This is a genomic window from Pseudoalteromonas sp. PAR1 (assembly GCF_947311895.1).
Classification (GTDB): Bacteria; Pseudomonadota; Gammaproteobacteria; order Enterobacterales; family Alteromonadaceae; genus Pseudoalteromonas; species Pseudoalteromonas lipolytica_C.
Genome location: NZ_CAMZMY010000008.1, coordinates 156,137 through 179,374, shown reverse-complemented (window position 1 = coordinate 179,374; position 23,238 = coordinate 156,137). Strand labels below are relative to the sequence as shown.

20 protein-coding genes are annotated in these 23,238 nt (G+C 41.2%); 9 read left to right on the top strand and 11 right to left on the bottom strand.

All coding sequences use genetic code 11. From position 1 onward, the window contains the following. Positions 1-16: 16 nt before the first annotated feature. The 4 genes from QL229_RS08990 to QL229_RS08975 all read left to right on the top strand — a co-directional run bounded on the left by QL229_RS08990 (position 17) and on the right by QL229_RS08975 (position 4,046). Entirely contained in the window at positions 17-709 is a 693-nt protein-coding gene (locus QL229_RS08990; protein WP_281546785.1) for a DUF1080 domain-containing protein, read from the top strand. A 1-nt stretch (position 710) separates the two neighbouring features. Next, complete coding sequence (locus tag QL229_RS08985; protein WP_119852937.1) at positions 711-2,390, top strand: GMC family oxidoreductase; 1,680 nt, start codon at positions 711-713, stop codon at positions 2,388-2,390. A gap of 2 nt (positions 2,391-2,392) precedes the next feature. After that, positions 2,393-3,148 carry a gluconate 2-dehydrogenase subunit 3 family protein gene (locus tag QL229_RS08980; protein ID WP_105173498.1) on the top strand — a complete coding sequence of 252 codons (756 nt, stop codon included), beginning with the start codon at positions 2,393-2,395 and terminating at the stop codon, positions 3,146-3,148. A 67-nt stretch (positions 3,149-3,215) separates the two neighbouring features. Continuing rightward, positions 3,216-4,046 carry a sugar phosphate isomerase/epimerase gene (locus QL229_RS08975; RefSeq protein ID WP_281546784.1) on the top strand — a complete coding sequence of 277 codons (831 nt, stop codon included), beginning with the start codon at positions 3,216-3,218 and terminating at the stop codon, positions 4,044-4,046. A gap of 84 nt (positions 4,047-4,130) precedes the next feature. Here the strand turns inward: QL229_RS08975 and QL229_RS08970 are convergent, their stop codons facing one another. Continuing rightward, positions 4,131-4,382, bottom strand: a complete 252-nt coding sequence (locus tag QL229_RS08970; RefSeq protein WP_281546783.1) for a hypothetical protein — start codon at positions 4,380-4,382, stop codon at positions 4,131-4,133. Between the two features lie 283 nt (positions 4,383-4,665). Between QL229_RS08970 and QL229_RS08965 the strand changes: the two genes are divergently transcribed. Next, positions 4,666-5,112 carry a hypothetical protein gene (locus QL229_RS08965; RefSeq protein ID WP_281546782.1) on the top strand — a complete coding sequence of 149 codons (447 nt, stop codon included), beginning with the start codon at positions 4,666-4,668 and terminating at the stop codon, positions 5,110-5,112. A gap of 41 nt (positions 5,113-5,153) precedes the next feature. Here QL229_RS08965 and rnd read toward each other — a convergent pair whose 3' ends face one another. From rnd to QL229_RS08950, 3 genes are all read right to left on the bottom strand, one after another. Further along, positions 5,154-6,284 (bottom strand): ribonuclease D, encoded by a 1,131-nt coding sequence (gene rnd, locus QL229_RS08960; RefSeq protein WP_281546781.1) that lies wholly within the window; start codon positions 6,282-6,284, stop codon positions 5,154-5,156. Positions 6,285-6,332: 48 nt separating this feature from the next. After that, positions 6,333-7,994 carry a long-chain-fatty-acid--CoA ligase FadD gene (gene fadD, locus QL229_RS08955; protein WP_281546780.1) on the bottom strand — a complete coding sequence of 554 codons (1,662 nt, stop codon included), beginning with the start codon at positions 7,992-7,994 and terminating at the stop codon, positions 6,333-6,335. Positions 7,995-8,111: 117 nt separating this feature from the next. Next, positions 8,112-8,963 carry an alpha/beta hydrolase gene (locus QL229_RS08950; protein WP_281546779.1) on the bottom strand — a complete coding sequence of 284 codons (852 nt, stop codon included), beginning with the start codon at positions 8,961-8,963 and terminating at the stop codon, positions 8,112-8,114. Between the two features lie 110 nt (positions 8,964-9,073). Here QL229_RS08950 and QL229_RS08945 point away from each other — a divergent pair, with 110 nt between their 5' ends. Further along, a complete protein-coding gene (locus tag QL229_RS08945; RefSeq protein ID WP_281546778.1) occupies positions 9,074-10,363 on the top strand; it encodes an alkaline phosphatase in 1,290 nt (429 codons plus the stop codon). A gap of 87 nt (positions 10,364-10,450) precedes the next feature. Here the strand turns inward: QL229_RS08945 and QL229_RS08940 are convergent, their stop codons facing one another. From QL229_RS08940 to QL229_RS08920, 5 genes are all read right to left on the bottom strand, one after another. Continuing rightward, the gene (locus QL229_RS08940; RefSeq protein ID WP_062565644.1) at positions 10,451-10,774 is read right to left on the bottom strand and encodes a hypothetical protein; all 324 of its coding nucleotides are present in this window, start codon (positions 10,772-10,774) and stop codon (positions 10,451-10,453) included. A gap of 88 nt (positions 10,775-10,862) precedes the next feature. Beyond that, on the bottom strand, positions 10,863-11,555 hold the full coding sequence (tsaB, locus tag QL229_RS08935; RefSeq protein WP_281546777.1) for a tRNA (adenosine(37)-N6)-threonylcarbamoyltransferase complex dimerization subunit type 1 TsaB: 693 nt from the start codon (positions 11,553-11,555) through the stop codon (positions 10,863-10,865). 10 nt (positions 11,556-11,565) lie between these two features. Continuing rightward, a complete protein-coding gene (locus QL229_RS08930) occupies positions 11,566-13,482 on the bottom strand; it encodes an ATP-dependent DNA helicase (RefSeq protein ID WP_281546776.1) in 1,917 nt (638 codons plus the stop codon). Between the two features lie 104 nt (positions 13,483-13,586). Then, the gene (locus QL229_RS08925) at positions 13,587-15,422 is read right to left on the bottom strand and encodes a M28 family metallopeptidase (RefSeq protein ID WP_281546795.1); all 1,836 of its coding nucleotides are present in this window, start codon (positions 15,420-15,422) and stop codon (positions 13,587-13,589) included. Positions 15,423-15,510: 88 nt separating this feature from the next. After that, a complete protein-coding gene (locus QL229_RS08920; RefSeq protein WP_281546775.1) occupies positions 15,511-17,706 on the bottom strand; it encodes a pre-peptidase C-terminal domain-containing protein in 2,196 nt (731 codons plus the stop codon). A 387-nt stretch (positions 17,707-18,093) separates the two neighbouring features. Here QL229_RS08920 and QL229_RS08915 point away from each other — a divergent pair, with 387 nt between their 5' ends. Both QL229_RS08915 and QL229_RS08910 read left to right on the top strand, forming a co-directional pair. Then, on the top strand, positions 18,094-19,173 hold the full coding sequence (locus QL229_RS08915; protein ID WP_135926412.1) for a mechanosensitive ion channel family protein: 1,080 nt from the start codon (positions 18,094-18,096) through the stop codon (positions 19,171-19,173). Between the two features lie 221 nt (positions 19,174-19,394). Further along, positions 19,395-20,678 (top strand): sodium:proton antiporter, encoded by a 1,284-nt coding sequence (locus tag QL229_RS08910; RefSeq protein WP_138557691.1) that lies wholly within the window; start codon positions 19,395-19,397, stop codon positions 20,676-20,678. Positions 20,679-20,703: 25 nt separating this feature from the next. Here the strand turns inward: QL229_RS08910 and QL229_RS08905 are convergent, their stop codons facing one another. Further along, positions 20,704-21,672 carry a sensor domain-containing diguanylate cyclase gene (locus tag QL229_RS08905; RefSeq protein WP_138557692.1) on the bottom strand — a complete coding sequence of 323 codons (969 nt, stop codon included), beginning with the start codon at positions 21,670-21,672 and terminating at the stop codon, positions 20,704-20,706. Between the two features lie 83 nt (positions 21,673-21,755). Beyond that, entirely contained in the window at positions 21,756-21,989 is a 234-nt protein-coding gene (locus QL229_RS08900; protein ID WP_063529102.1) for a hypothetical protein, read from the bottom strand. Between the two features lie 344 nt (positions 21,990-22,333). On the opposite strand from QL229_RS08900, the gene hisG reads away from it, so the two are divergent. Then, complete coding sequence (gene hisG / locus QL229_RS08895) at positions 22,334-23,233, top strand: ATP phosphoribosyltransferase (RefSeq protein WP_138557693.1); 900 nt, start codon at positions 22,334-22,336, stop codon at positions 23,231-23,233. The last annotated feature ends 5 nt before the right edge of the window (positions 23,234-23,238 follow it).

Here is a 23,238-nt window from a genome sequence, read left to right as displayed (position 1 = left end):
ATCGTCGAGGAACACTATGTTTAAATCTCTTAAAGCACTGACTTTAATGCTCACCGTTAGTAGCTGTGCACTCGCTAATGCGGCTGACAATCAGCTAACACAACAAGAAAAGCAAGCTGGCTGGCAGTTGTTGTTTGACGGCAAAGATATGTCGCAGTGGCGTAATTTTAAAAGCGAATCTTTAAATCCTGCATGGGTCGTTGAAGATGGCGCTATGACATTAACCAAAGGTGGTGGCGACCTGCTTACTAAAAAGCAGTACCAAAACTTTGAATTACAGATTGATTGGAAAATCTCTACTAAAGGCAATAGCGGTATTTTTGTATTAGCTGATGAAACCGGACAGATGATTTACTCTCATGCACCTGAAATTCAAATTATCGATAACGAAGAACACCCAGATACCGAAATTGACTCGCACTTAGCAGGGTCAATTTACGATTTATTTGCTGCGCCAGTTGCGGCGCACAAACCAGCAAATAGCTGGAACCATGTACGCATTAAAATGCAAGACAACCACTTACAAGTTTGGCAAAACGGTATAAGCACCGCCAGCATTGTGATTGGCAGTACAACATGGAATACCCTTGTAAAAGGCAGTAAGTTTGCAACCTGGAAAAACTTTGCAACGGCTGAACAAGGTCATATCGGGCTTCAAGACCATGGTGACAAAGTGTGGTTTAAAAATATAAAAATCAAGGAGCTATAAGATGTCTGATTTTAAACATAAGGTATTAGTTGTTGGCTCTGGTGCTGGCGGTGCAATGGCCGCTTATACGTTAACTAAACTTGGCCACAAAGTGTTATTACTTGAAGCGGGCCGTAATTATGACCCGAAAACAGAAAGCCCGATGTTTCGTCGTAACAACGAAGCCCCACTTATGGGTGCAGGTAACAAAGACAAAAACTTTGGCTTTTACGACGCAACCGTTGATGGCGGCTGGCAAGTACCTGATGAACCTTATACCAGCGCCAAAGGAAGCGACTTTTATTGGTGGCGCGCACGTATGTTAGGTGGTCGAACTAACCACTGGGGCCGCTATTCATTACGTTTTAGTGAGCACGATTTTAAAGGCAAAAGCCGTGATGGTCATGGTGCCGACTGGCCATTTGAATACGCTGACTTAGCACCTTGGTACGATAAAACTGAAGAACTTGTGGGTGTATGTGGCACCAATACTGGCCATGAAGATATGCCAGATTCGTCACCAGGTATTTTACAGCCACCACCAAAGCCGCGTGTTCCTGAGCTTTTAATTGCCGCTTCTGCAAAGAAAATGGGCATTCAAGCAGTGCCTATGCATCGCGCGGTATTAACTCGCCCTAAAGATGATCGCATGGCCTGTTTTTATGCGACACCTTGTGGCTCTGGTTGTTCAATTGGTGCTGCTTTTCAAACTACTACATCGCTATTACCTATGGCAAAAGCCACTGGTAACTTAAAAGTTATTACTGATGCCATGGTTAAATCAGTCAAAGTTGATGAGCAAGGTAAAGTCACTGGCGTAACTTATGTTGATAAACACACGGTAACCGAACATGCTATTGATGCCGATGTGGTTATCTTAGCCGCCAGCGCCTGTGAATCAGCGCGTATTTTATTAAATTCAAAGAATAAAAAGCACCCTAAAGGCCTTGCTAACTCAAGTGGCCAAGTAGGTCGAAACTTGATGGATTCGACGGGCGCATGGTTAGGTGCGCAAATTCCGGCACTTAAAGGTCGCCCACGTTATAACGAAGATGGACATACCGCTAATCACTTATTTATTCCTTGGTGGGGTCATCAAGCACAAGCTAACAATGAATTAGATTTCCCACGTGGTTATCACTTTGAAATTGGCGGTGGCTTTAGACAACCAGGCTCGGGTGTATCGGGTGATAAACAAGGCTATGGCCCTGCCCTTAAACAGCAAATTCGTGATGCATATGGCTCTTACGTTGGTTTTGCTCTGCGTGGCGAGATGTTACCGAACAAAGATACCTACATGGAAATTGACGAAAACGTTAAAGACAAATGGGGTATTCCGGTATCAAAGTTCCACTTTAAGTGGTCTGACAGAGAATTAAAGCAAATCGAACATGGTTTAAAAACTGCGAAGCAAATTCTAGAAAACATGGGTGCGACCGTTGGCGAACTCCCACCTGCTGAAAAAGCAATTTCAAAAGGTGGCGAAATCATTCATGAAGTGGGCACCACACGAATGGGCAGCTCAAAGAAAGACTCTGTCACCAATCAATGGGGTCAAACATGGGATTGTAATAACCTATTTGTAATGGATGCGGGTGTATTTGCTTCTAACCCTCATAAAAACTGTACGCTCACCATCATGACACTGGCAATGCGTAATTCAACTTGGCTTGCTCAACAAATTGATAACGGGGTACTTTAATTATGCATCATCGTAACGAACACGACTCATATAACTATGTTTCAAACATGAGCCGCCGTGAGTCTTTAAAATGGCTTGGTCTATTAGCTGCGGGCTCGGCGATTGGTTTAACTGCTGGCTGCACAAAAGCACTGGAAGATGACGTTGCAGTCTCTGCAAAAGAGCATTGGCCTGATTTAGATATCAAGCCTGTAACCGCTAAAGGCTATGGTCAAGATCCTAATTTGGTGATGCCACCAGAATCACCTTGGCCACTGACCTTAACAGCAGACGAACTCACGTTAGTAGCGCTTTTATCTGATTACATTGTACCGCGCGAAGGCGCTATTCCTTCAGCCAGTGAGCTACAAGTACCGGCCGTTATTAATGAATGGGTAAGCGCGCCTTATGAAGGCCAACAACGCGATAGAATTAAAATTTTAAATTCATTAGCGTGGCTTAACGATGAAGCGCAGCTTCGTTTTAAAAAGCAATTTGTTGCACTTAATGAAAAGCAACATCGCGCGATTTTAGACGATATTGCGTTTTTAAACGAGCAAACACCTGCGCAATTTCAGCGTATTGGTAAAGCCTTTTTACGCTTTAAAGAGTTAGTGCTTGCTGCCTTTTTCTGTACGCCTGAAGGCTGTAAAGACATAGGTTACCTTGGTAATGTGCCTATTGCAGGTGATTACCCTGGTCCTTCTGATGAAGCAAAAGCCCATTTAGATCAGGTTTTAGCTGAGCTTGGTTTAAGCGAGTACGCCTATATCGATTAACTTTCCCCCTTGTGTTATTTGTAACACAGTGCAGGGGGTCACTCCCCTGCTTTTTTAGGATTTAAGTATGTTTAAAACCCGCATTTTATTGCTCATTATTAGCCTTGTATTTAGTGGTCAATTACTCGCAAAACTGCCAGTGAGTGTGCAACTATGGTCAGTCAAAGACACCTTAAAAAATGACTTTCATGGTACGCTTAAGTCTCTTGCCGAAATGGGGGTTGACGGCGTGGAGTTTGCCGGAGACTTTGGCCCATACTCAAATAACCCATCAGCTTTAAAAGCAAAGCTCAGTGAATTAGGCTTAGTTGCCAGTAGTGCCCATATAGGCTTTGATGCACTCAGTGAAAACACTATTGATAGCACCCTGCTGTTTTACAAGACCCTTGGGGTTACTACACTTTATGTACCTTGGGATGAAAGAGCATGGCACCCTGAGGGAGTTAAATCTCTAGTTAAAGAGCTTACTAAAGTCAGTGATTATGCGACCCGCTTTGATATGAAGATCGGTTTTCACAATCATAATAAAGAGTTTAATGCTTTTAATAATGCAACGTTTTGGGATTACATTGCCAGTAATACCCCCAAGACCATGCCATTGCAGTTAGATATTGGCTGGGTCAATTACGCAGCTAAAGATCCAATCTACTTTATTAAAAAGTACCCTAACCGCACACTTGCTACGCACATTAAAGTACGTACGATTGAGGGTAGCAATATGAGCCCGATTATTGGCGAAAACAACATTGATTGGCCTGCCATCATCGATACTTTAGAGTCGCACGGCAACACCAAGTGGTTAGTGCTTGAGCAAGAAGAATACCCAAGCGGACTTACCCCACTACAAAGCGTTGCTAAATCAAAACAAAACTTAGATAAGATCTTACTTGGTTTATAAGGTTATTTAGGAATGAGCTCGCTTTAAACAAGTGAGCTCATGACTTGGATTTAATTTGAATAGTCGTTCACTCATAGCTCTTTATTAGGGTTCATCTTGCCAGGAGCTATTGCCTTCAGAACGTTTTGCAAAGCTTTCTGGTTTCCTGATTGGTTTATCTATACTTTTATAGAATATCAAGATTCCCGCTCCACCTATGACAGGGAGTAACCAAACCAGTACTATTTGTGCTACTTTTTGAAAAGTTTCAAAATCATTTCTTTTATAAATTACTAAACTGATCAATATATTGAATAGTATTAGTAACCCCAAGCCAGCTAGTGCATAGTTTTCCATATATTAATCCTATTGATGCCAAAAACACACTGTGGAAACGACTGAATGACGGCTTACATCCTTAATACAGATATATAACTTGACTTATTACACCACATTCTTTTACATATATTCTCATACCTTTCATCGTTTAATATCTTATTTAATTTCAACAAGCTAAATAAATCACAACCATAAATATAATAATAAAACATTAAAAATAGCTTTTACTTTCATTTTTTTGGCAGATTGTATTATCTAAGTGGCGGAGTACTATATTAAAAAAGCCTCTCAAGGATTGAGAATGAAAGTATTGAATTTAAGGAAGAGTTCAGAGAAAAGCACGCTTGCAGTGCTTATCACTTTAGCAGCCTTATTACTTTTCATATTAAAATCAGCATCAAAAATCCATCCATTCTACGAGCTACTTTTACTCGCTTTTACAGTTATTTCGTTTGTGGTTGTATTTTTAATGTTAAGTAGCAAGAAAAAACTTACCATTTGTCGCCATGGTATTTTTTATAGTTCTGCGTTTGGGATTGTTCATATTGAACCGAACAAAACTAAACAAATTAAACAATTTTCTAAATATGGTTTTAATTGTGTGGTAATCATTGGTCATGGCTACTTTATATTCGCGCCATTTTATTATTTAACGTCGAAACAAAAACAACGATTAAAACGATATGATAATAACTTACTGCATTGGTTAGAGGTTACGCGTAAACGCAGTAAGTTTCAGGGCTTTTAATGCAAGTCAAAGCATAAAAAGCCCTTTAAAAAGTTAGTTACTTAGTTTTGCCACTCTTTAAGTACTTCTTTCACATACTCATAGCGCCATGAGTTAAACAGATCTGGCTTTGATGCGGCTTTACGCTCATCAGCATCGAGCTTCCAATTCCAGCTGATCAGCTGGTTAATCTGTTTTTTAGAGGCTAATACATCTTCAGGAATGCCCTGCTCTTTTGCAGCTTTAGTAATTTTTTGTTTAATATCTTTAGCGGCTTTTTTGTATGCCGGAAAATCAATTAAACGTTTTAATTGTGCAGGTTGTTCGCTGACAGGAACGGCTTTACCACGCTCAATACATTTTAAAATTTCAACGCCCGAACGGTTCACTTCCATTGGCTCAACACCCGGCACTCTGCGTAACGCATTTAAACTTGCAGGCTTACGCTTAGCAATTTCAACCATGTTGTGCTCTTTTACTACAAAGTTAAGAGCGAGGTTTTTGCGCTCTGCCTTTTCACGGCGCCATGCTGCAAGCTCGCGTAATACAGCTAAGTCGTGCGGTCGTAATTGCCAAGCATTTTTAATGTCTTTGTAGAGCTGCTCTGCAGGTGTTTGGTAAGCACGTTTTTGCGCAACTAACTCGCTTTCGCTGATCACAATGTCAAAAAAGCCAGCTTCATCAATTTGTTTTTTAATAATTTCAAAACAAGGCAATAAATGATAGGTATCGGCAGCGGCGTAATCTAACTGCTTTTCTGTTAGCGGGCGCTGTAGCCAGTTAGTGCGTGATTCGCTTTTATCAATTTCGATATCAAGCAACTCTTTAACCATGTGCGCAAAGCCCATGCAGTTACCATGACCTAATATTTGCAGTGCAAATTGAGTATCAAACAGTGGTGTTGGTACAAAGCCAGCGTATTTTTGAAACACTTCAATATCTTCTGACGGTGAATGCAATACTTTTAACACCTCTGGGTTTTTAAGTACTTGCCAAAAATCAAAAAGCGACAACTCAGCCAGAGGGTCGATTAACGCTAAATGCTCACCATCATATACTTGAATAAGTGCAACTTCAGGGTAAAGCGTACGACGACGCATAAACTCAGTATCAATTGCCAGTACCGGTTTACCTGTAATTTTTTCTACAAAATCATTTAATTGATTTTGTGTTTCGATCAGTTGATATTGCACTTATACCCCTTTCTATACCATAAAAAAGCCGGCTAATGCCGGCTTTAATTATTTCTTTTCGTCCTTTAAGGCTCTTCTTAGAATCTTACCAACGTTTGTTTTTGGTAGTTCATCTCTAAACTCAACGAGTTTAGGCACCTTATAGTTCGTTAAATTATCACGACAGTGTTTTATTATATCTTTTTCAGTTAAAGATTGATCTTTTTTCACGACAAAAACTTTAACTTGTTCGCCACTGACCTCATGAGGGATACCAATAGCTGCCACTTCAAGCACGCCTTCGTGCATAGCAACAACTTCTTCGATCTCATTTGGGAACACGTTGAAGCCAGATACAATAATCATGTCTTTCTTACGATCAACAATATAGAAGAAACCTTCATCATCGTAAGTTGCAATATCACCCGTTGCAAACCAACCGTCTTTTAAGCATTCGGCTGTTGCATCTGGGCGGTTGTAATAACCTTGCATAACTTGTGGGCCTTTAACCCAAAGCTCGCCTGGCTCACCTTTTGCTGCCTCTTCACCATTTTCAAGCATAAGCTTAATATCAGTGCTAGGTGCTGGTAAACCAATTGAACCGTTATAACCTTCAAGGTCGTAAGGGCTGACCGTAACAAGTGGTGCACACTCAGTTAAGCCATAACCTTCCATTAATTTGGTTTTCGTTACAGCTTGCCATTTTTCAGCAACTGGACGTTGTACCGCCATGCCACCGCCAAGTGACATTTTTAACGTTGAGAAATCAAGCTCAGCAAAACCTGGGGTATTTAGTAAACCATTGAATAGCGTATTTACACCCGTTACCGCGGTAAACTTGTGTTGTGCTAACTCTTTTACAAAGCCAGGCATATCACGAGGGTTCGTAATAAGTACGTTTAAACCACCGTATTTCATAAATGTTAGGCAGTTCGCTGTCAGTGCAAAGATGTGGTAAAGCGGCAGTGCCGTAATAACCACTTCTTTTCCGCGCTCTAATACTTTGTCTAAACAACCTGATACTTGTTCAAGGTTACCAACCATGTTGCCATGAGAAAGCATTGCACCTTTAGATACACCCGTTGTACCACCTGTGTATTGCAAGAATGCTAAGTCATTTAAATCAACATCTGGCTTTTTGTAGCTCGCTTCGTTACCAGCAAGCGCATCTGCAAATTTGATTGCATTTGGCAATGTGTAGCTAGGCACCATTTTCTTAACGTGCTTAACCACAAAGTTAACGATGTGCTTTTTAAGGCCGCCCACCATGTCACCCACTTGGGTAACCACGATGTGTTTAACATTGGTTTTTGGTAATGCTTTTTCTAGGGTATCGGCAAAGTTAGCAAGAATGAAAATTGCTGCTGACTCTGAGTCATTTAATTGATGCTCTAATTCACGCACTGTATAAAGTGGGTTTACGTTAACCACCACACAGCCTGCACGAAGAACACCTAAAATTGTCACAGGCGTTTGCAGTAGATTCGGCATCATAACCGCTACTTTGTCGCCTTTTTTCAGACCAAGATCATTTTGAATGTACGACGCAACACGTTTTGTAGCACTGTCTAACTCACTATAGGTCAACACTTTACCCATGTTGGTAAAGGCTGGAAGGTCACTATAGTCAGCAAAACTTTTTTCAAACAAGTCGAGTAGCGAGTGATAATGCTCAGGGTCGATTGTTTCAGGCATACCTTCTGGGTAGCGTTTAAGCCAGATTTTTTCCACTCTTAGCTCCTGTTTATAATTATATTTTTTAATAACCTTAATCTAACTAAGGCCGTTTCTCAATGGAGTAAATACTCTAATGGTGCAGATAATCCCACATTTGGTGCAATTATACAATTAACTTGCTTTATACTGCCCAATAAATGCATGAATGTGCTCTAAGGTTAATGCAGGACTTTGCATATGGCAATGGTGACCTCCGGGTATCTCATGAATTTTTAACTCCTTGTAATATTTACCATATGCCTCTAGGTTATCCCTAACAAAAGGATAACCCTTATCTCCTAAGAGAAGCTGACATGGTGCGTTGATTTGTTTGATGGTTGCAATACATTGCGCCTCATCAAAGCGAAACCCTGAGTGATTTTTAAGCTTCGGATCGGTTGTTAAATACCACTTCCCTGCTTTTTCGTAACTATTTCGTGTCATTAAAAGCTCTGCTTGTGGGTATTCAAGGTCGCCACTTGCAAGCCTTGCACTAATAATGTGCGCTATTGAGTCAAATGCGCGAGGGCCTTTACTGTTTACCCGCGCTCTATTTAATATTGCTTTTCGAAGTTGGCTGCTCACTTCATTGCTGTTAGTTGTAACGCAGCCGATCCCCTCAATAAAGTTTACCGATGCGACCTTTTCAGGGAAGCAACTAGCAAAAACGCCAGCCACCATGGCGCCCATAGAATGGCCAACTAAATGCACTTTCGTTACATCAAGCGACTCAATAAACTTATAGACGTCATCAATGTAGTCAATAAAGTAATAATGGGCGTCACTACTTCGCCAATCAGATAAACCATGGCCAGGAAAATCAAGACAATACCAAAGCTGATTTAGCTGCGCATTTTGTAACATTGGTATGTAACTATGTGCGTTATCAAGCCAACCATGTAAGGCAATCACAACCTCTTCGCCATGACCAAAGGTTAGGCCATGCATTGCCTGAGTGCCAGTTTGAAAAGAAAAAGGTTGCACAATTGCTCCTATTTATTAAGCGTTTCAACTTAAAGGCGTTTATTTATCGTCTGGCTAGTATACAATAATCCTCGCAGTATAAATAAGGGCACAATAATAAGGTTACATCAATGAAATTAAAATTAAGTCTTTTAGCATTATTATGCTCAGCAGGCTCAGTAATGGCTGAATCAGCACCAAAAAACATCATTTATATGATTGGTGATGGTATGGGCCCGGCGTACACAACTGCATATCGTTACTTTAAAGATGATCCAAATACTAAAGTTGTTGACCCAACTGTTTTCGATACGATTTTACGTGGTATGGCTCATACCTACCCTGACGATCATACCTATGTAACAGACAGCGCAGCAGGTGCAACAGCACTGAGCAGTGGTCATAAGAGTTATAATGGCGCAATTGCTGTTGATACTGATAAAAAACCAGTAAAAACCATGCTTGAAGTTGCCAAAGAGCGCGGTATGACAACGGCACTCGTAGCTACTTCGCAAATTAACCACGCCACACCAGCAAGCTTTGCTTCACATAACGAATCACGCCGTAACTACGACGAGATTGCTAACGACTATATCGATAACAAAATCGCGGGTAAATTACCGGTTGATTTAATGTTAGGTGGCGGCACGAAATATTACGTTCGTAAAGACCGTAACCTAGTGGAAGAGTTTAAAGCAGCAGGTTATCAGTACAGTGATGACTTTGCAGCAATGAGTAACTTAAAACAGGTTCCAGCACTTGGTTTATTCGCTGAAGTTGGTTTACCGTTTGCGCTTGACGAAAATCCAACGCGCCTTACGCAAATGACAACTAAAGCGCTTGATTTACTGGATGGTCAAAACGACAAAGGTTTCTTTGTGATGATCGAAGGCAGCCAAATTGACTGGTGTGGTCATGCAAACGACATCGCATGTGCAATGGGCGAAATGGACGACTTTGCAAAATCGATTGAACAAGCAAAAGCGTATGTAGATAAAAACCCTGATACTCTGCTTGTTATCACTGCCGACCACTCAACAGGTGGCTTAACACTTGGTGCTCATGGTCAATATAAGTGGGAAACTGACATAATTAAAGGTGTTAAAGCAACAGCTGGCACTATCACAAAAGATCTACTTGAAAGCGATGACTTAAAAGCAGTATGGCAAAAGTATTCTGATATCGAATTCACTGATGCTAACAGCATCAAGCTAAGCGAAGCTAAGAAAATGGGCGAGAAAGCACTGCTACTTGCTGTAAAAGATATCATCAATCATGCCAGCTTCACGGGTTGGACTACTGGCGGCCACACCGCTATTGATGTGCAAGTGTTTGCCTATGGTAAACGTGCAGAAGATTTCTACGGTTCGCAAAACAATACTGCGATTGCCGACAAGCTGATTGATTTTATTAAGCAGTAATTTATTTACCTTAGAAATACTATCCAATCATAAAAAAGCCTAAACATTTTGTTTAGGCTTTTTTGTGAATTCAATATTAGCAATTAGCTAAGCATATACATCAACGCCAATAAGGCTTTGCACTTCGGCGCGACGCTCTAAGTTAGCAAATTCCGTATAGGTTGAAATAGCGCGACTGGTTTTTGGGTTGCTTGGTTTATCATAAATTGTTTGCTGATAGCTTTGCGACTCAGCTTTAAATTCATCAGCAATAGCAACAGCTTGAGGGCTTGATTTAACATACTCTGTTGACGATTTTTGCTCAGCCGTTTGATCTGATATCGCCTTAGGCTTATCAGTAACGGTATTTTTACGGCTATATTGACCAGGAATGTCACCGGTATAAAAGCCTGAGCCAATTGGTAAAGTCAAACTCGTAATTCCACATCAAACATGACTAAATTATGTGCCATAACTGACTGGCACGCAAGTCCCGTTATTCTCTCAGTTAATATCTCAGTTACTCTCGGCCTGGCAGCTTTTTCCAAGTCACTGTATCACGAACATATTTAGGCTGCGCATTCGCTGCAGTCACTGTATCACCGTGAGCAAAGGCAGTTGCAACCGAAGCCAGCATGTACTTTGCATCAGGCAATAAAATGTTCTCATTTAGACTTACATTTGCAAGTTCTGTAACAAGTGCAGGATAGGTCTGCCAACCCGTACCCACTGCAGTTGCCGCTGTTTCAGGTAACGTTAGCAACTCAGGTTTAATTACTTGCTCTTCATCAACAAGCAGCATTAAACCATTATCATCAGCTTTATAGTGAGCGTAATAAATCTCACCCATACGTGCATCAATCGCAGAAAACACATCGCTAGCTTGGTCTTGCTCAAACGCTTGTTGCGCCATCATCTGCAATGTTGATACGCCAACCAAAGGTAAACGTGCGGCATACGCTAAACCTTGTGCAATCGCAACACTGATACGCACACCCGTAAAGCTACCCGGTCCTTGACCAAAGCCAATCACATCTAAGTCGGTTAGTTTACATTGTGCCTTTGCGAGTAACTCATCAATTAAAGGCAAAATCTTTTGACTGTGCTGCTGAGGGCACTCTTCAAAATGATGAAATGTTTGCCCTTGATAATGTAGCACCAGCGATAACGCTTCAGTTGATGCATCTAAGGCAAGAATATTGTGTTTAATCATCTAAGTTACTCTAATTGATCTGTTCTAAAAACGCGTTTGCCATTGCTAAATCGCGTGTGCGGCGCATGGGTGGCAAACTTTTTAAAAATACTTGGCCGTAATGGCGTGTTACTAAGCGGTTATCGCAAATAACCAGCACACCTTTATCTTTACTATCGCGAATAAGTCGCCCTACCCCTTGCTTTAATGCAATCACCGCTTGGGGTAGTTGAATATGCGCAAATGGGTCTTTACCTTGCAGCTGGCAATCTTGCATTTTTGCTTGCAATAAAGGGTCATCTGGTGCGGCAAACGGCAATTTGTCAATGATAACACAACTTAATGTGCTGCCTCTAACATCTACGCCTTCCCAAAATGAGGCTGTGCCGAGTAAAACGGCATTACCGTGACGGGTAAACTTCTCAAGGATAATGCGTTTAGACATTTGCCCTTGCATATAAACCGGATAATCCATTTGTGTAGTTAACCCTTCCGCCACTAAATGCATCATACGATAACTAGTAAATAGCACAAAGCAGCGACCTTTTGCTGATTTAATCAACTCAAGGGTCAACTTGATAATTGCGTGGGGCATATTATTCGCATGAGACTCAGGTAAGTAGCGCGGTAAGCAAAGTAGTGCTTGTTGTTGATAATCAAACGGACTTTCAACAATCATACTTTGCGTTGGTTTTAAGCCAAGGCTAGCGTTAAAGTGCGCTAAGTCGTTATCGACCGATAAAGTGGCCGATGTAAACACAAAACCTGCTCCTGTGTCTTTCATCATTTGTGCGAATTTAGCCGATACATTAAGCGGTGTAATGTTTACCGTTAGGTATCGGCGAGTGGTTTCGTACCAATAACTATAGCCCGTTTGTGCGGTATCAAATACCCGCTCTAACTGACCTTTAAAGGCCAGTGTACGCTCAAACGGATGCTCTATTTTTTCGCTACGGTCTAAGCATAACTTTAATACTTGGTATAAAAAGTCGAGGTCGCTAATAACCCGGTGCAGTGCTGCACAAATCTCTTTATCGGCCAGTTTTTCACGCCAGTCACCACGGCTACCATCAACCCCAAACTGTAAGCGTAAATCTGCCACGCTGGTTTCTAACTTGTTGAGGGTTTTACCTAATTGCAGCATATCCGGGATATCTGCACGGTATATTGCTCGTAAGTCATTAATTAAATCCACCAGCTTTTTCGTGCTAACACTTTCACCAAAATAGTCACTGGCAATTTCACTGAGCTGATGCGCCTCATCAAAAATGTAGGCGTCTGCCGTAGGCATTAATTCAGCAAAGCCTGTGTCTTTCACGGCCATATCAGCAAAGAATAAATGATGGTTGATCACCACCACATCGGCTTCCATGGCATTTAAGCGGGCTTTACGAATATAGCACTCTTGAAAATCGGGGCACTCTTTACCCAAACAGTTATCTGCGGTTGAGCTAACATAAGGCAGTACCTTGGCATCTTCTTCTATGCCGATACAATCTGCTAAATCGCCTGAACGGGTTTCACTTGCAAACTTTGCCACCATCGCGAGTTGATGCATTACATCAGGATCATCAGTTGGCACATGCGCAACATGCTGACTTAAACGATACGTACACAAATAATTCGCGCGGCCTTTTAAAAGGGCGACTTTTTTAGTGGCGCTTAGTGCTTTGACTAAATTGGGTAAATCACGGTGAAACAACTGCTCTTGTAGTGCTTTTGAACCCGTAGAGATGATGGTTTTGCCTTTTGATTTTAACGCAGGCGCTAAGTAAGCATAGGTTTTACCCGTACCTGTGCCCGCCTCAACCACTAATTGGTGACGTTTTTTTAAGGCATCATCAACTGCAACAGCCATGTCAATTTGTGGCTGCCGAGGAGTATATCCATCAAGAGAAAGTGCAAGGGGGCCAGTGGCACTGAAAAGTTGTTTGATAAACTTCGCCAATAGATTAAAAGTGATGGGCAGATTTTACGTAACTGACTTGCCAAGGGCAAGACTAAATGAGGAAGCAAGGCTTCCTCATGGTTAAAAGTATGATTGCATTTGAATCATTGTCCTTGAATCGTTAATGTCACACCTGATGCAGCTCGGTAACCCTGTAAATCTATGTACCAAGTTCCACTTTGTGGGTTATCAAATTGACAACTTTCTTCGTTACCATTTTTGTAAGGTCGACATAGATAATTTGAACTTGTTGACGCTGAGCCATAGTTAACATACAAATCTGCATCGCCACTACCGCCAGTAATCGTCACCGTTAAATTACTAAGGCCTGCTGGTATTTGTTGAGTAAAGCGCTGCCAACTACCGGTAGCGACACTCACGTTTGTCTCAGTTCGATCAACGTTGTCGCCGCCACCTGAGGTGCTATAACTTCCCGTGAGTGACACATTCGAAATCTCATTCCACGCTTCAACCATTACATGATACGTGCCAGTTTGAACTGACGACATCACACAGCTTTCATTACTTGTAGAGGTTGTGCTTTTACAATCAAAGTCCTGTAAGGTCGGCTTACTGCCAAATTTAACGTATAAATCGGCATCACCGGAGCCCCCCTCAGTTACAAACTCAAGGTTACTGCTCATTGCAGGTACTTCAAGCGTAAAGAATAGCTGCTCTTTTGCTGCGCCCGCCAAACCCGTTTTAGCTACGCCATTTTCAAGCTGATTAGTCGGCTCAGTTACCACATCACCAGCGTTCTTTGCCATTTCAGCAACATAGCTCACAGCTAGTTTTGCAAACTTACTCGCGTGAGCCGCATCAAATTGGGCATCATTTGATGTGTGGATCAAAGGGTTAATGTCACTCATTGTTGATTCAAATGGCATTGAGGCGGCAAACCCTTGTTGATACCAAGAGGCATGATCTGAGCAGCCATAACCACATTGATCAAAGCCATAGCTCACTGTGGGCTGGTAAGCATCAAGCAACTGCGATAAATACTGATTTTGCGATGAGTTTGTGTAATCCGTCATCATCACAATATCTGTGCTGCTGCCGTTATAACCAGTCATATCAAACTGCACCATGCCTACAACATTCTTACCCAGTGTTTTATAACTTTGAGCAATATCTTTTGAGCCTCTAAGGCCTACTTCTTCAGCAGCAAAACCCATAATTTGTATGGTCCGCTGAGGTTGGTAGTTATTTTCCACAATTGCTTTGAGGGTTTGTGTGAGCACTGCAATACCAGAGGCATTATCATCTGCACCAGGAGCTCGACCATTGCTTGGATTAGACTGATTGATTGAGTCTAAATGACCACCAATAACGACGATTTCATCTGCTTTTTCTGCACCAGGAATGGTCACAATAACTGATGATTGCGAAAAACTATGGTTAAAATACTCCACGCTTATATCACTGCGGCTACTGGCTATTTGCTGCCAATGGCTCTTTAACCAATCAGCTGCATCAACACCACTTTGTACTGCATAATATCGGTTATGAAAGTTCATCATGCTATTAACCGTATCGCTCAGTTCGCTACTATCAATCGATGATATTAGTGCGTTAACTGTCGCGGCATTATCAATACTGTAGTTTACTAGGCTCGCATTCATAGCTGTCTGAGCTACAGTATTTAATTGCTGAGTATAGAGCTCGGCATCTGCTAATGAGTCATGGGCTACAAAACCACCGCAGCGATGATAGTTATCGTGCATAAACTCACTTAATCCAGCGATATCCTGCTTGTTAACGCGCATAAAATTAACTTGATTCAAAGCCGATTTTTGCATCGCAAAATTGCTGTTTTGTTTACGTTTACTCACTGTATCTTGTTGAAAGTGCTCTGCAGCAAGGGCATCAATGGTGACCCAAATTGTTTCGTCTTGCGCTGCATAACTTAATTGGCTTAGTGACAGTGTGGCAAAGCCCATTAAGCACTGTGTTAGACGGGTTGTCATAATCAATCCTTTTATTATTTGTATTAATAAAAAAGGGAGCCGAAGCTCCCTAAAAGGGTGGCTAGTTAGCCGAAATGGTGAGAGTTACACCACTTGCAGCGCTGTAGCCGCGAAGGTCGATATACCATGTACCCGCTTGTGGGTTTGTAAATGTGCAAGTTTCGCTATTGCCATTTTTATATGGGCGGCAATCATAGCTAGATGTTGTCGATTGCGAACCAAAGTTCACATACAAGTCAGCATCACCAGAGCCACCAGAAATAGTCACATCAAGTGACGAGTAACCCGCATCTAGGTCTTGCGTGAAACGAGTCCAGCTATTTGTAGCAACACTTAAGTTAGACTCAGTGCGGTTAATCGGTGTTACACCACCACCGCTGCCCGAATCAAAGCTACCAGTAAGTGATACACCTGAAATTTGATTCCACGCTTCTACCATTACGTAGTAAGTACCCGCTTGCACATTACTGATAGCGCAGCTTTCTGTGCTAGTAGATGAAGTACTTTTACAATCAAAGTTGCTCAGTGTTGGTTTTGCGCCATACATAACGTAAAGGTCTGCGTCACCACTTCCACCAGTTGTATTGAATTGTAAATTCGTTGCACCTGCTGGCACCTCAAGAGTAAAGAACATTTGCTCTTTTGCTGCACCACTGATCCCTGTGCGTGCAACGCCATTGGTTAGTTCTTCATCACCGCCCGGAGGTGGCTCAGTCGTGCCACAGCTACTACCCGCACTTAAGCTTGAAGTGACACCGACCGCTGCAAGTGCCGCTTGAACATCGGCTGGGTCATAGCTTAAATCACAGGCTGCATCCATGACACCGTTACCTGCTAAATCCCAGTTTGTGCTGGCTGTCCAGTAAAGTTGGTTAGCACGTGCCATCACAACGAACGCCTTTTGCGTATCCCAACCTGGTGTGGTTGCAAGGTTATAAAATGCCTTGTTGAATACACCTGAGCTGTAGTGCACATCCATGCCTGAGTAGTAACTGTTTTGATGATCAATCGAGCTGCCATCTTGGGTTGGGTTATTCATGTAACGTAGTGCACCGTTACCTTTGAAAATTTCCTGACCTACTAACCAGTCGTTTGAGCCTTTCATGTAAAACTCAGCCGCTTCACCTGCCATATCAGAGAACGCTTCGTTCAAACCACCTGATTTACCAGAATAAATAAGCCCTGAATTTTGCTCAGTAAAACCATGGCTTACTTCATGCGCTGACACATCAAGACTTACCAGTGGATAAAACGTATTTTGGCCATCACCAAAGGTCATGGCACTGCCATCCCAAAACGCATTTTCGTAGTTATTGCCATAATGAACGCGCATTTTCAACTGGAACGTTAATGGCGCAGTGCCTACCCAATCGTTATACATATTAAAAATAACGTTACCGAAATAATGCGCATCATTTAAAGGTGAGTACGCACCGTTAATTTCTTTAAAGGTATTTTCAGGGCATGTAAACGAATATGCTGTAGAACCACTCGTACTTCCATTTAAGTTAATGGTTTTTACGTTAGCGTTATTCATCGTACAAGTGTTGCCAGACTGGGTTACATCTAGGTTATCAAAGTCAGTACCGTAAATGTATTTACCGGTTTTTAAGTTACCACCTGGGCCTGTTGCACTAGCATGTTGTAAGTTATCGAAGCTGAATAAGACTTCACCGCTGTTGGCATCAATAATTTGATACGGACGAGATGGGTTATCACCATAAGTCACATAAGATACTTCATACACTAGGTGTGCAACACTGTCCTCATCTAGCCAAATAGCTAAACGTGATTGTTCATTATGCTTTTTTAACCCAACTGATTTAATTGCAGCCGGTGAGTTAGCAAGGCCTTTTGCCATTGCTTTTTTCTTGTTAAGAGCCGGAGAGACAGAATCGATGTCGGCGGCAATATCATATACCGCAGCACCATGTGCACGTTTTAATTGGCCATTACCATCAAATGTAAGGCTAACCGTATCGCCAATGACAGGTAGACCTTGATACATCTGTTGATAACGGCGAGTGGTGTTGCCGTTACTGGTTTTGATTTCTTTTAATACAACTAAATCATTCCCTGCACCTAAACCAACTAACTGATTAGGATTTGCACTCAATACCGATGACGCATTGGTTTGCAAAGCTTGGTTAATCCCTGTTTGTTCGTTTAGGTATTTCTTGTTCGCAGCTACTGCACTTGTTGCTTGAGTCAAAGCAAAAGCAGCAAGAGTTGCTAATGTGATTTTAGATAAATTCACGTTTACGCTCCGTTAGATTGTTATGTATTTAATATTTTCCTAGTAACCGGACTGCACTGTTCCCGATTAGTGACCAGCCTAGATTGAATGGAGCGAAATTGAAAATGAAACAAAAAATTTACAAGTAAAGTATTAGCTCTAATTTAAAACACTTTAATTAACAGCAAGATAAGTATTTTCGGGTTTATTAAATGTTAACAAATACAACTTTAATGTAAATTTATTGATACAAAAAGATAACATTTAATAAACATTTGTACCTTTTATTTGTATTTATTTTGCTCACCTTACCATTTGTGATTCACCGCTAAAAATTCATCTATTAACCAAAAAGCCTAGGTACATAACTTGCAGCTATCGCAAGTATCTAGGGTTTAAGGACTAAGTATGATTACTGAACTAATACAAAATGAATGGCTAAATGAGCCTTGGCTGGTCGTCATTGGCGGCACTGTACTAGCCGCCATAACCCTGTTTTTATTAAAGTTTGTAATTATCTATTGCCTAAAAAAATGGACCCAACGAACTGATTTTGTGTTCGATACCTTGCTGGTTAACTCACTTTCTACGCCATTGACCTTGTGCACAATGATGGTGCTTGTGATCATTTTTGGTCAGTTATTAAACATCACCGGCTTTATGGCCGAACACCCCTTACCCATTGCAGCCACCGCTAAAGCCATTTGTATTTTTGCCTTAGTGTTATTTTTAGACCATTTCTTATTTGGCACCGTTGATTATTACAGTGCCCGCTCAGTGGTTGTTTCGAATAGTCATAGCATCATTAAAGGCTTGATCCGCTGCGCAATAGTCTGTATTGGCTTATTGGTGTTATTGGGCACGTTGGGGATTTCAATCACTCCGATTATTGCCTCTTTGGGCATTACCTCACTTGCTGTTGCTTTGGCTTTGCAACCTACACTTGAAAACTTCTTTTCAGGCGTTCAGTTGGTGATTGATAAACCTATTCGGGTTGGCGACTTTATAGAACTTGAAAGTGGCGACCAAGGTTTTGTTGAAAAAATTGGTTGGCGCTCTACATGGGTAAAAATGTTGCCGAATAACATGATAGTCATCCCAAATAGTCAGCTGTCTAAATCACGCATCATTAATTACTTTTATCCCGAAAAAGAACTCAGCGTCCCCGTTGAGGTGGGTGTTCATTATGGCTCAGATCTTGAAAAAGTTGAGCAAGTGACTTTGGATGTTGCCAGACAGATTTTAAAAAGTCATCAATGGGGTGTTGATGACTACGATACTTTTGTGGTGTTTCACACCTTTGATCAATCAAGTATTAACTTTACGGTGATGCTAAGAGCAAAAGAGTACTTCAACCGATTTTGGGTTAAATCAGCGTTTATAAAAGCACTCCATAAACGTTACGCCGAAGAAGGCATTGTGATTCCTTATCCAATCAGGGCTATAAATACCAGTCAAGAATCTGCCCAGTTCAACAAATTGACCTAACTAAACTTATCAATGCTACATATTTTGCAGGGCTTTTTATGTCTCTTTTTAGACATTTTTAACAGCAATTATACATATGCAATCAGCATCAAGTATTTTTACTCTAAAAAGTCATAAAAATCGCATAAACACTGTGACATACCTATATTAGAGGCGTACTATATGCGGCCAGAAAGTGACAGCTTTCTGCGTCTTGTTATAAAAATATTTAAGGTCAAACAATGAATGCTTGGTACCTCATTTGTTTTCTTTCAGCATTAGCTATTTTTATTGCTTTTGCTAATCAATATATCCTCAAAATGCAAACCACGATTGCTATAACAACTGGCTCTGTTGTTATTTCTTTGCTACTTATTCTTGCCGTTAAAATGCTTGGTGATACCACGGCCCTCGAAATAACTCAGATTGTTTCTAGTATCAACTTTAATCAGTTGCTATTAAAAGGCATGCTTGGGTTTTTGCTATTCGCAGGGGCATTGGAAATCAACTTGGCAGCCCTTCGTAAACAACGATGGGAGATAACTGCATTAGTGCTATTTTCAACCATAACCTCCACGGTCATAGTCGGTTATTTAAGTTATTACTTATTTGCCTTTGTTGGCTGGCCAGTGCCGTTTATTTATTGCTTGCTGTTTGGAGCATTAATAAGCCCAACCGATCCGATTGCCGTGTTAGCCATTATTAAACAAATGCGAGCCCCAGAAGGAATTTCTGTGCAAGTTGAAGGTGAGTCTTTGTTTAATGATGGTATTGGCTTAGTCATATTCACCACCATATTTTCAGTGGCCTTTTATGGCACTGAAGCCACTTTTGCTGATGTTGCCGAACTGTTCTTAGTGGATGCCATTGGCGGTATTGTGTTTGGTTTAGTCATTGCATTGGTTGGGCACTTTTTGATCATCAATAGCCGCGATGTGAATATTCGGTTACTTCTAACTTTGACCATCCCAACCGCTGGTTTTGCTGCGGCAAATATATGGGAAATTTCGGGCGCACTTGCCATGGTTACCAGTGGTATTTTGCTTGGTAATATTACCCGCTCAAAGGCAACAGAGCGCACAGGGCCTGAAGATACCCGTTATGTAAAAGACTTTTGGCATGCCACCGATAGCTTTTTAAACGCCTTGCTATTTTTGATTATCGGTATGCTCATCGTGACTATGCCTATTACCTTTGAAGAAATCGGTTTAGGTCTACTCATGGTACCTGTGGTGTTGCTAGCGCGATTTATAAGTGTAGGTGCGCCATTTGTATACTTTAAAAAGTATCGTCAATACGATAAACACTCGGTAAAAATCTTAACTTGGGGCGGCCTGCGTGGTGGATTAGCACTGGCAATGGCAGCTGCCATCCCACGCGATCAAGTGATGATTGCAGGGTCTGACTTGCATGACCTAATAGTAATAGTGACTTATGTAGTTGTGATTTTTTCGATTATTGTACAAGGCTTAACAATCTCACCATTGATCCAAAGCAGTATTCAATCTGCTAAAACGCAACAGTGAGTATGCCATTAGTCATTAAAAAGGCTCATAATTGAGCCTTTTTTTGTACCTTTGCGTTATACATTCTACTATCAGCAACAGCTAATAGCTTTGCAAGTGAACAGGGTTGCTGGCCCGAAAAATCAGCAATTCCATAAGAAAAACTCAATATGCTTTGACCTGTAAAACTCGAAGGTAAATTACAAAATGACTGCAGTAGACGTTGCATGATTGTTTCGCATTCTGAGGTGTTTAAATCAGTAAACAGAATCACGAACTCATCCCCACTCAAACGTGCATATAAGTCTGCTTTTCGGCAGTATTCTTTTAGTAATGATGCAAATTCTTTCAGAACTCTATCACCAGCAGAATGCCCAAAGTTATCATTAATGTATTTGAAGTTATCTAAATCTATAAATACCAATTTGGCATTTAATTGCTGCCTAATACACAAATCTAAATAATGCTCAGCAGTGCTTGTAAAACCTCGACGATTAGGGAGCAAGGTCAATTCGTCCATTGTAGCAAGTTGCAATATGGCAAATTCACGCTCAATAATTGCAGCAAAATCTTTCAGCGCTTGAAGATTTTTATTACTCAATGTGCGTGGTTTATAGTCAATAATACACAGTGTTCCAATACAATTACCTGATTTAAGGATGATTGGGCATCCCGCATAAAAGCGAATATGTGGCTCTCCAACTACTAGCGGATTATCTGCAAACCTTTTGTCTTTCAACGCATCATTAATCACAAAAGGTTCGTCTTGTAGGATTGCATGGCCACAAAAAGAGATATCTCGGGCAGTTTCAGTGACATTTAAACCAACACAAGACTTAAACCACTGACGTTGCTCATCAACTAAACTTATGATGCAAATTGGCACTGAAAAGAATTGCTGAGCAAGGCGTGTGATTCTGTCGAAAACAGGTTCTCTTTGCGTATCTAATATTTCAAGCGAACGCAATTCGTCAAGGCGAGCTTGCTCATTCAATGGCACTGCAGGTTTATCCATTAATCTGCCCTGTAAAATATAAATGAACTTACTTAAACGTTAGCAGAAATTGCGCAACTGTTGCAGAAAAATTTGGCTTTCGTTTAAGCCCAGGTATCTAGGTGCTTATTACCCTCTTCATCTTCTTCAATAGCATTTTTACTGTTTTTATCGCCATTTTCAGCAGCTTTTTTACGTCGTTCAATTTCACGTTTTTGCCGTTTTTCGAGCTCAATTCGCTGCACGTTCGCGTCTTTTACGCCCGCAATATGAAACGCGCCTTTACTCTCCAACTGTAAGCGCGTTATGCGACCTAAAAAGGGGATCATGATATCCATTTGTACCTCCTATCACTCCATTTATTATCGGCAGTTATAGCATATACTTTAATTTAGAAAAAAAATGCTTGCCAAAGATTAGCAAAGCATGTTTATCTATATACGTAAATTATTTAAACAGATATACGCACTGGTTTACATAAACGAGTGCAATACAGGAAAAATTATGCGTTTCAATCTGACAACTATCCATCATCACCATCATTCACCGGAATAGCCTGTCAGGTTTTTCGCTGAGAGGTTATTCCTAAAAGGAACCTCTGGCGAGCAATCAACCAAATTATTTATTTTCGCCCTGAGGTTCCCTCGGGGTTTTTAGTTTTTGAATTAAAGGAAAATAAATAATGAGCAATACCAATCGTTTACGAATCGCCATCCAAAAAGGTGGCCGCTTATCAAAAGACTGCCAAGAATTACTTAAGCAATTAGGCGTTAAATTAAACCTTCGCGAACAACGTTTAATCGCACACTCTACCAACATGCCAATTGATGTACTTCGTGTACGCGATGACGATATTCCGGGCCTTGTAATGGACGGTGTGTGTGACTTAGGTATCGTTGGCGAAAACGTACTTGTTGAAGTACAAGCCGAACGCGAACGCCAAGGCGCAGCATTCGAAGTAAATAAACTTTCTAAACTTGATTTTGGTTACTGCCGCCTAGCACTTGCATGGCCACAAGAACTTGGCCCGCAAGATAAAAGCTGGTTTGAAGGTAAACGCATTGCCACTACCTACCCAGAAATCTTGAGCCAATACCTAAAACGCGAAGGCATCAACGCAAGCACGGTAATGTTAACGGGTTCTGTTGAAGTAGCCCCGCGTGCAGGTTTAGCTGATGCAATCTGTGATTTAGTGTCTACTGGTGCAACATTAGAAGCAAACGGCCTAATGCAAGGCGAGACCATCTTAGAATCAAATGCATGTTTAATTCAAAACAAAGACCTTACGGATCAAAGTAAACTTGATTTAATCAACACATTAATGCCGCGTCTACGTGGTGTGCGCCAAGCAAAAGAAAGTAAATACATTATGCTACACGCACCAAAAGCAAAGCTTGATGAAGTATGCGACTTACTTCCAGGCACTGGCCAACCTACTTTACTATCGCTTGCTGGTAGCGACGATTATGTTGCACTACACATGGTTAGCAGCGAAACCCTTTTCTGGGAAACTATGGAACAGTTAAAAGCACTGGGTGCCAACTCAATTCTTGTTATGCCTATTGAAAAAATGATGGAGTAAATATC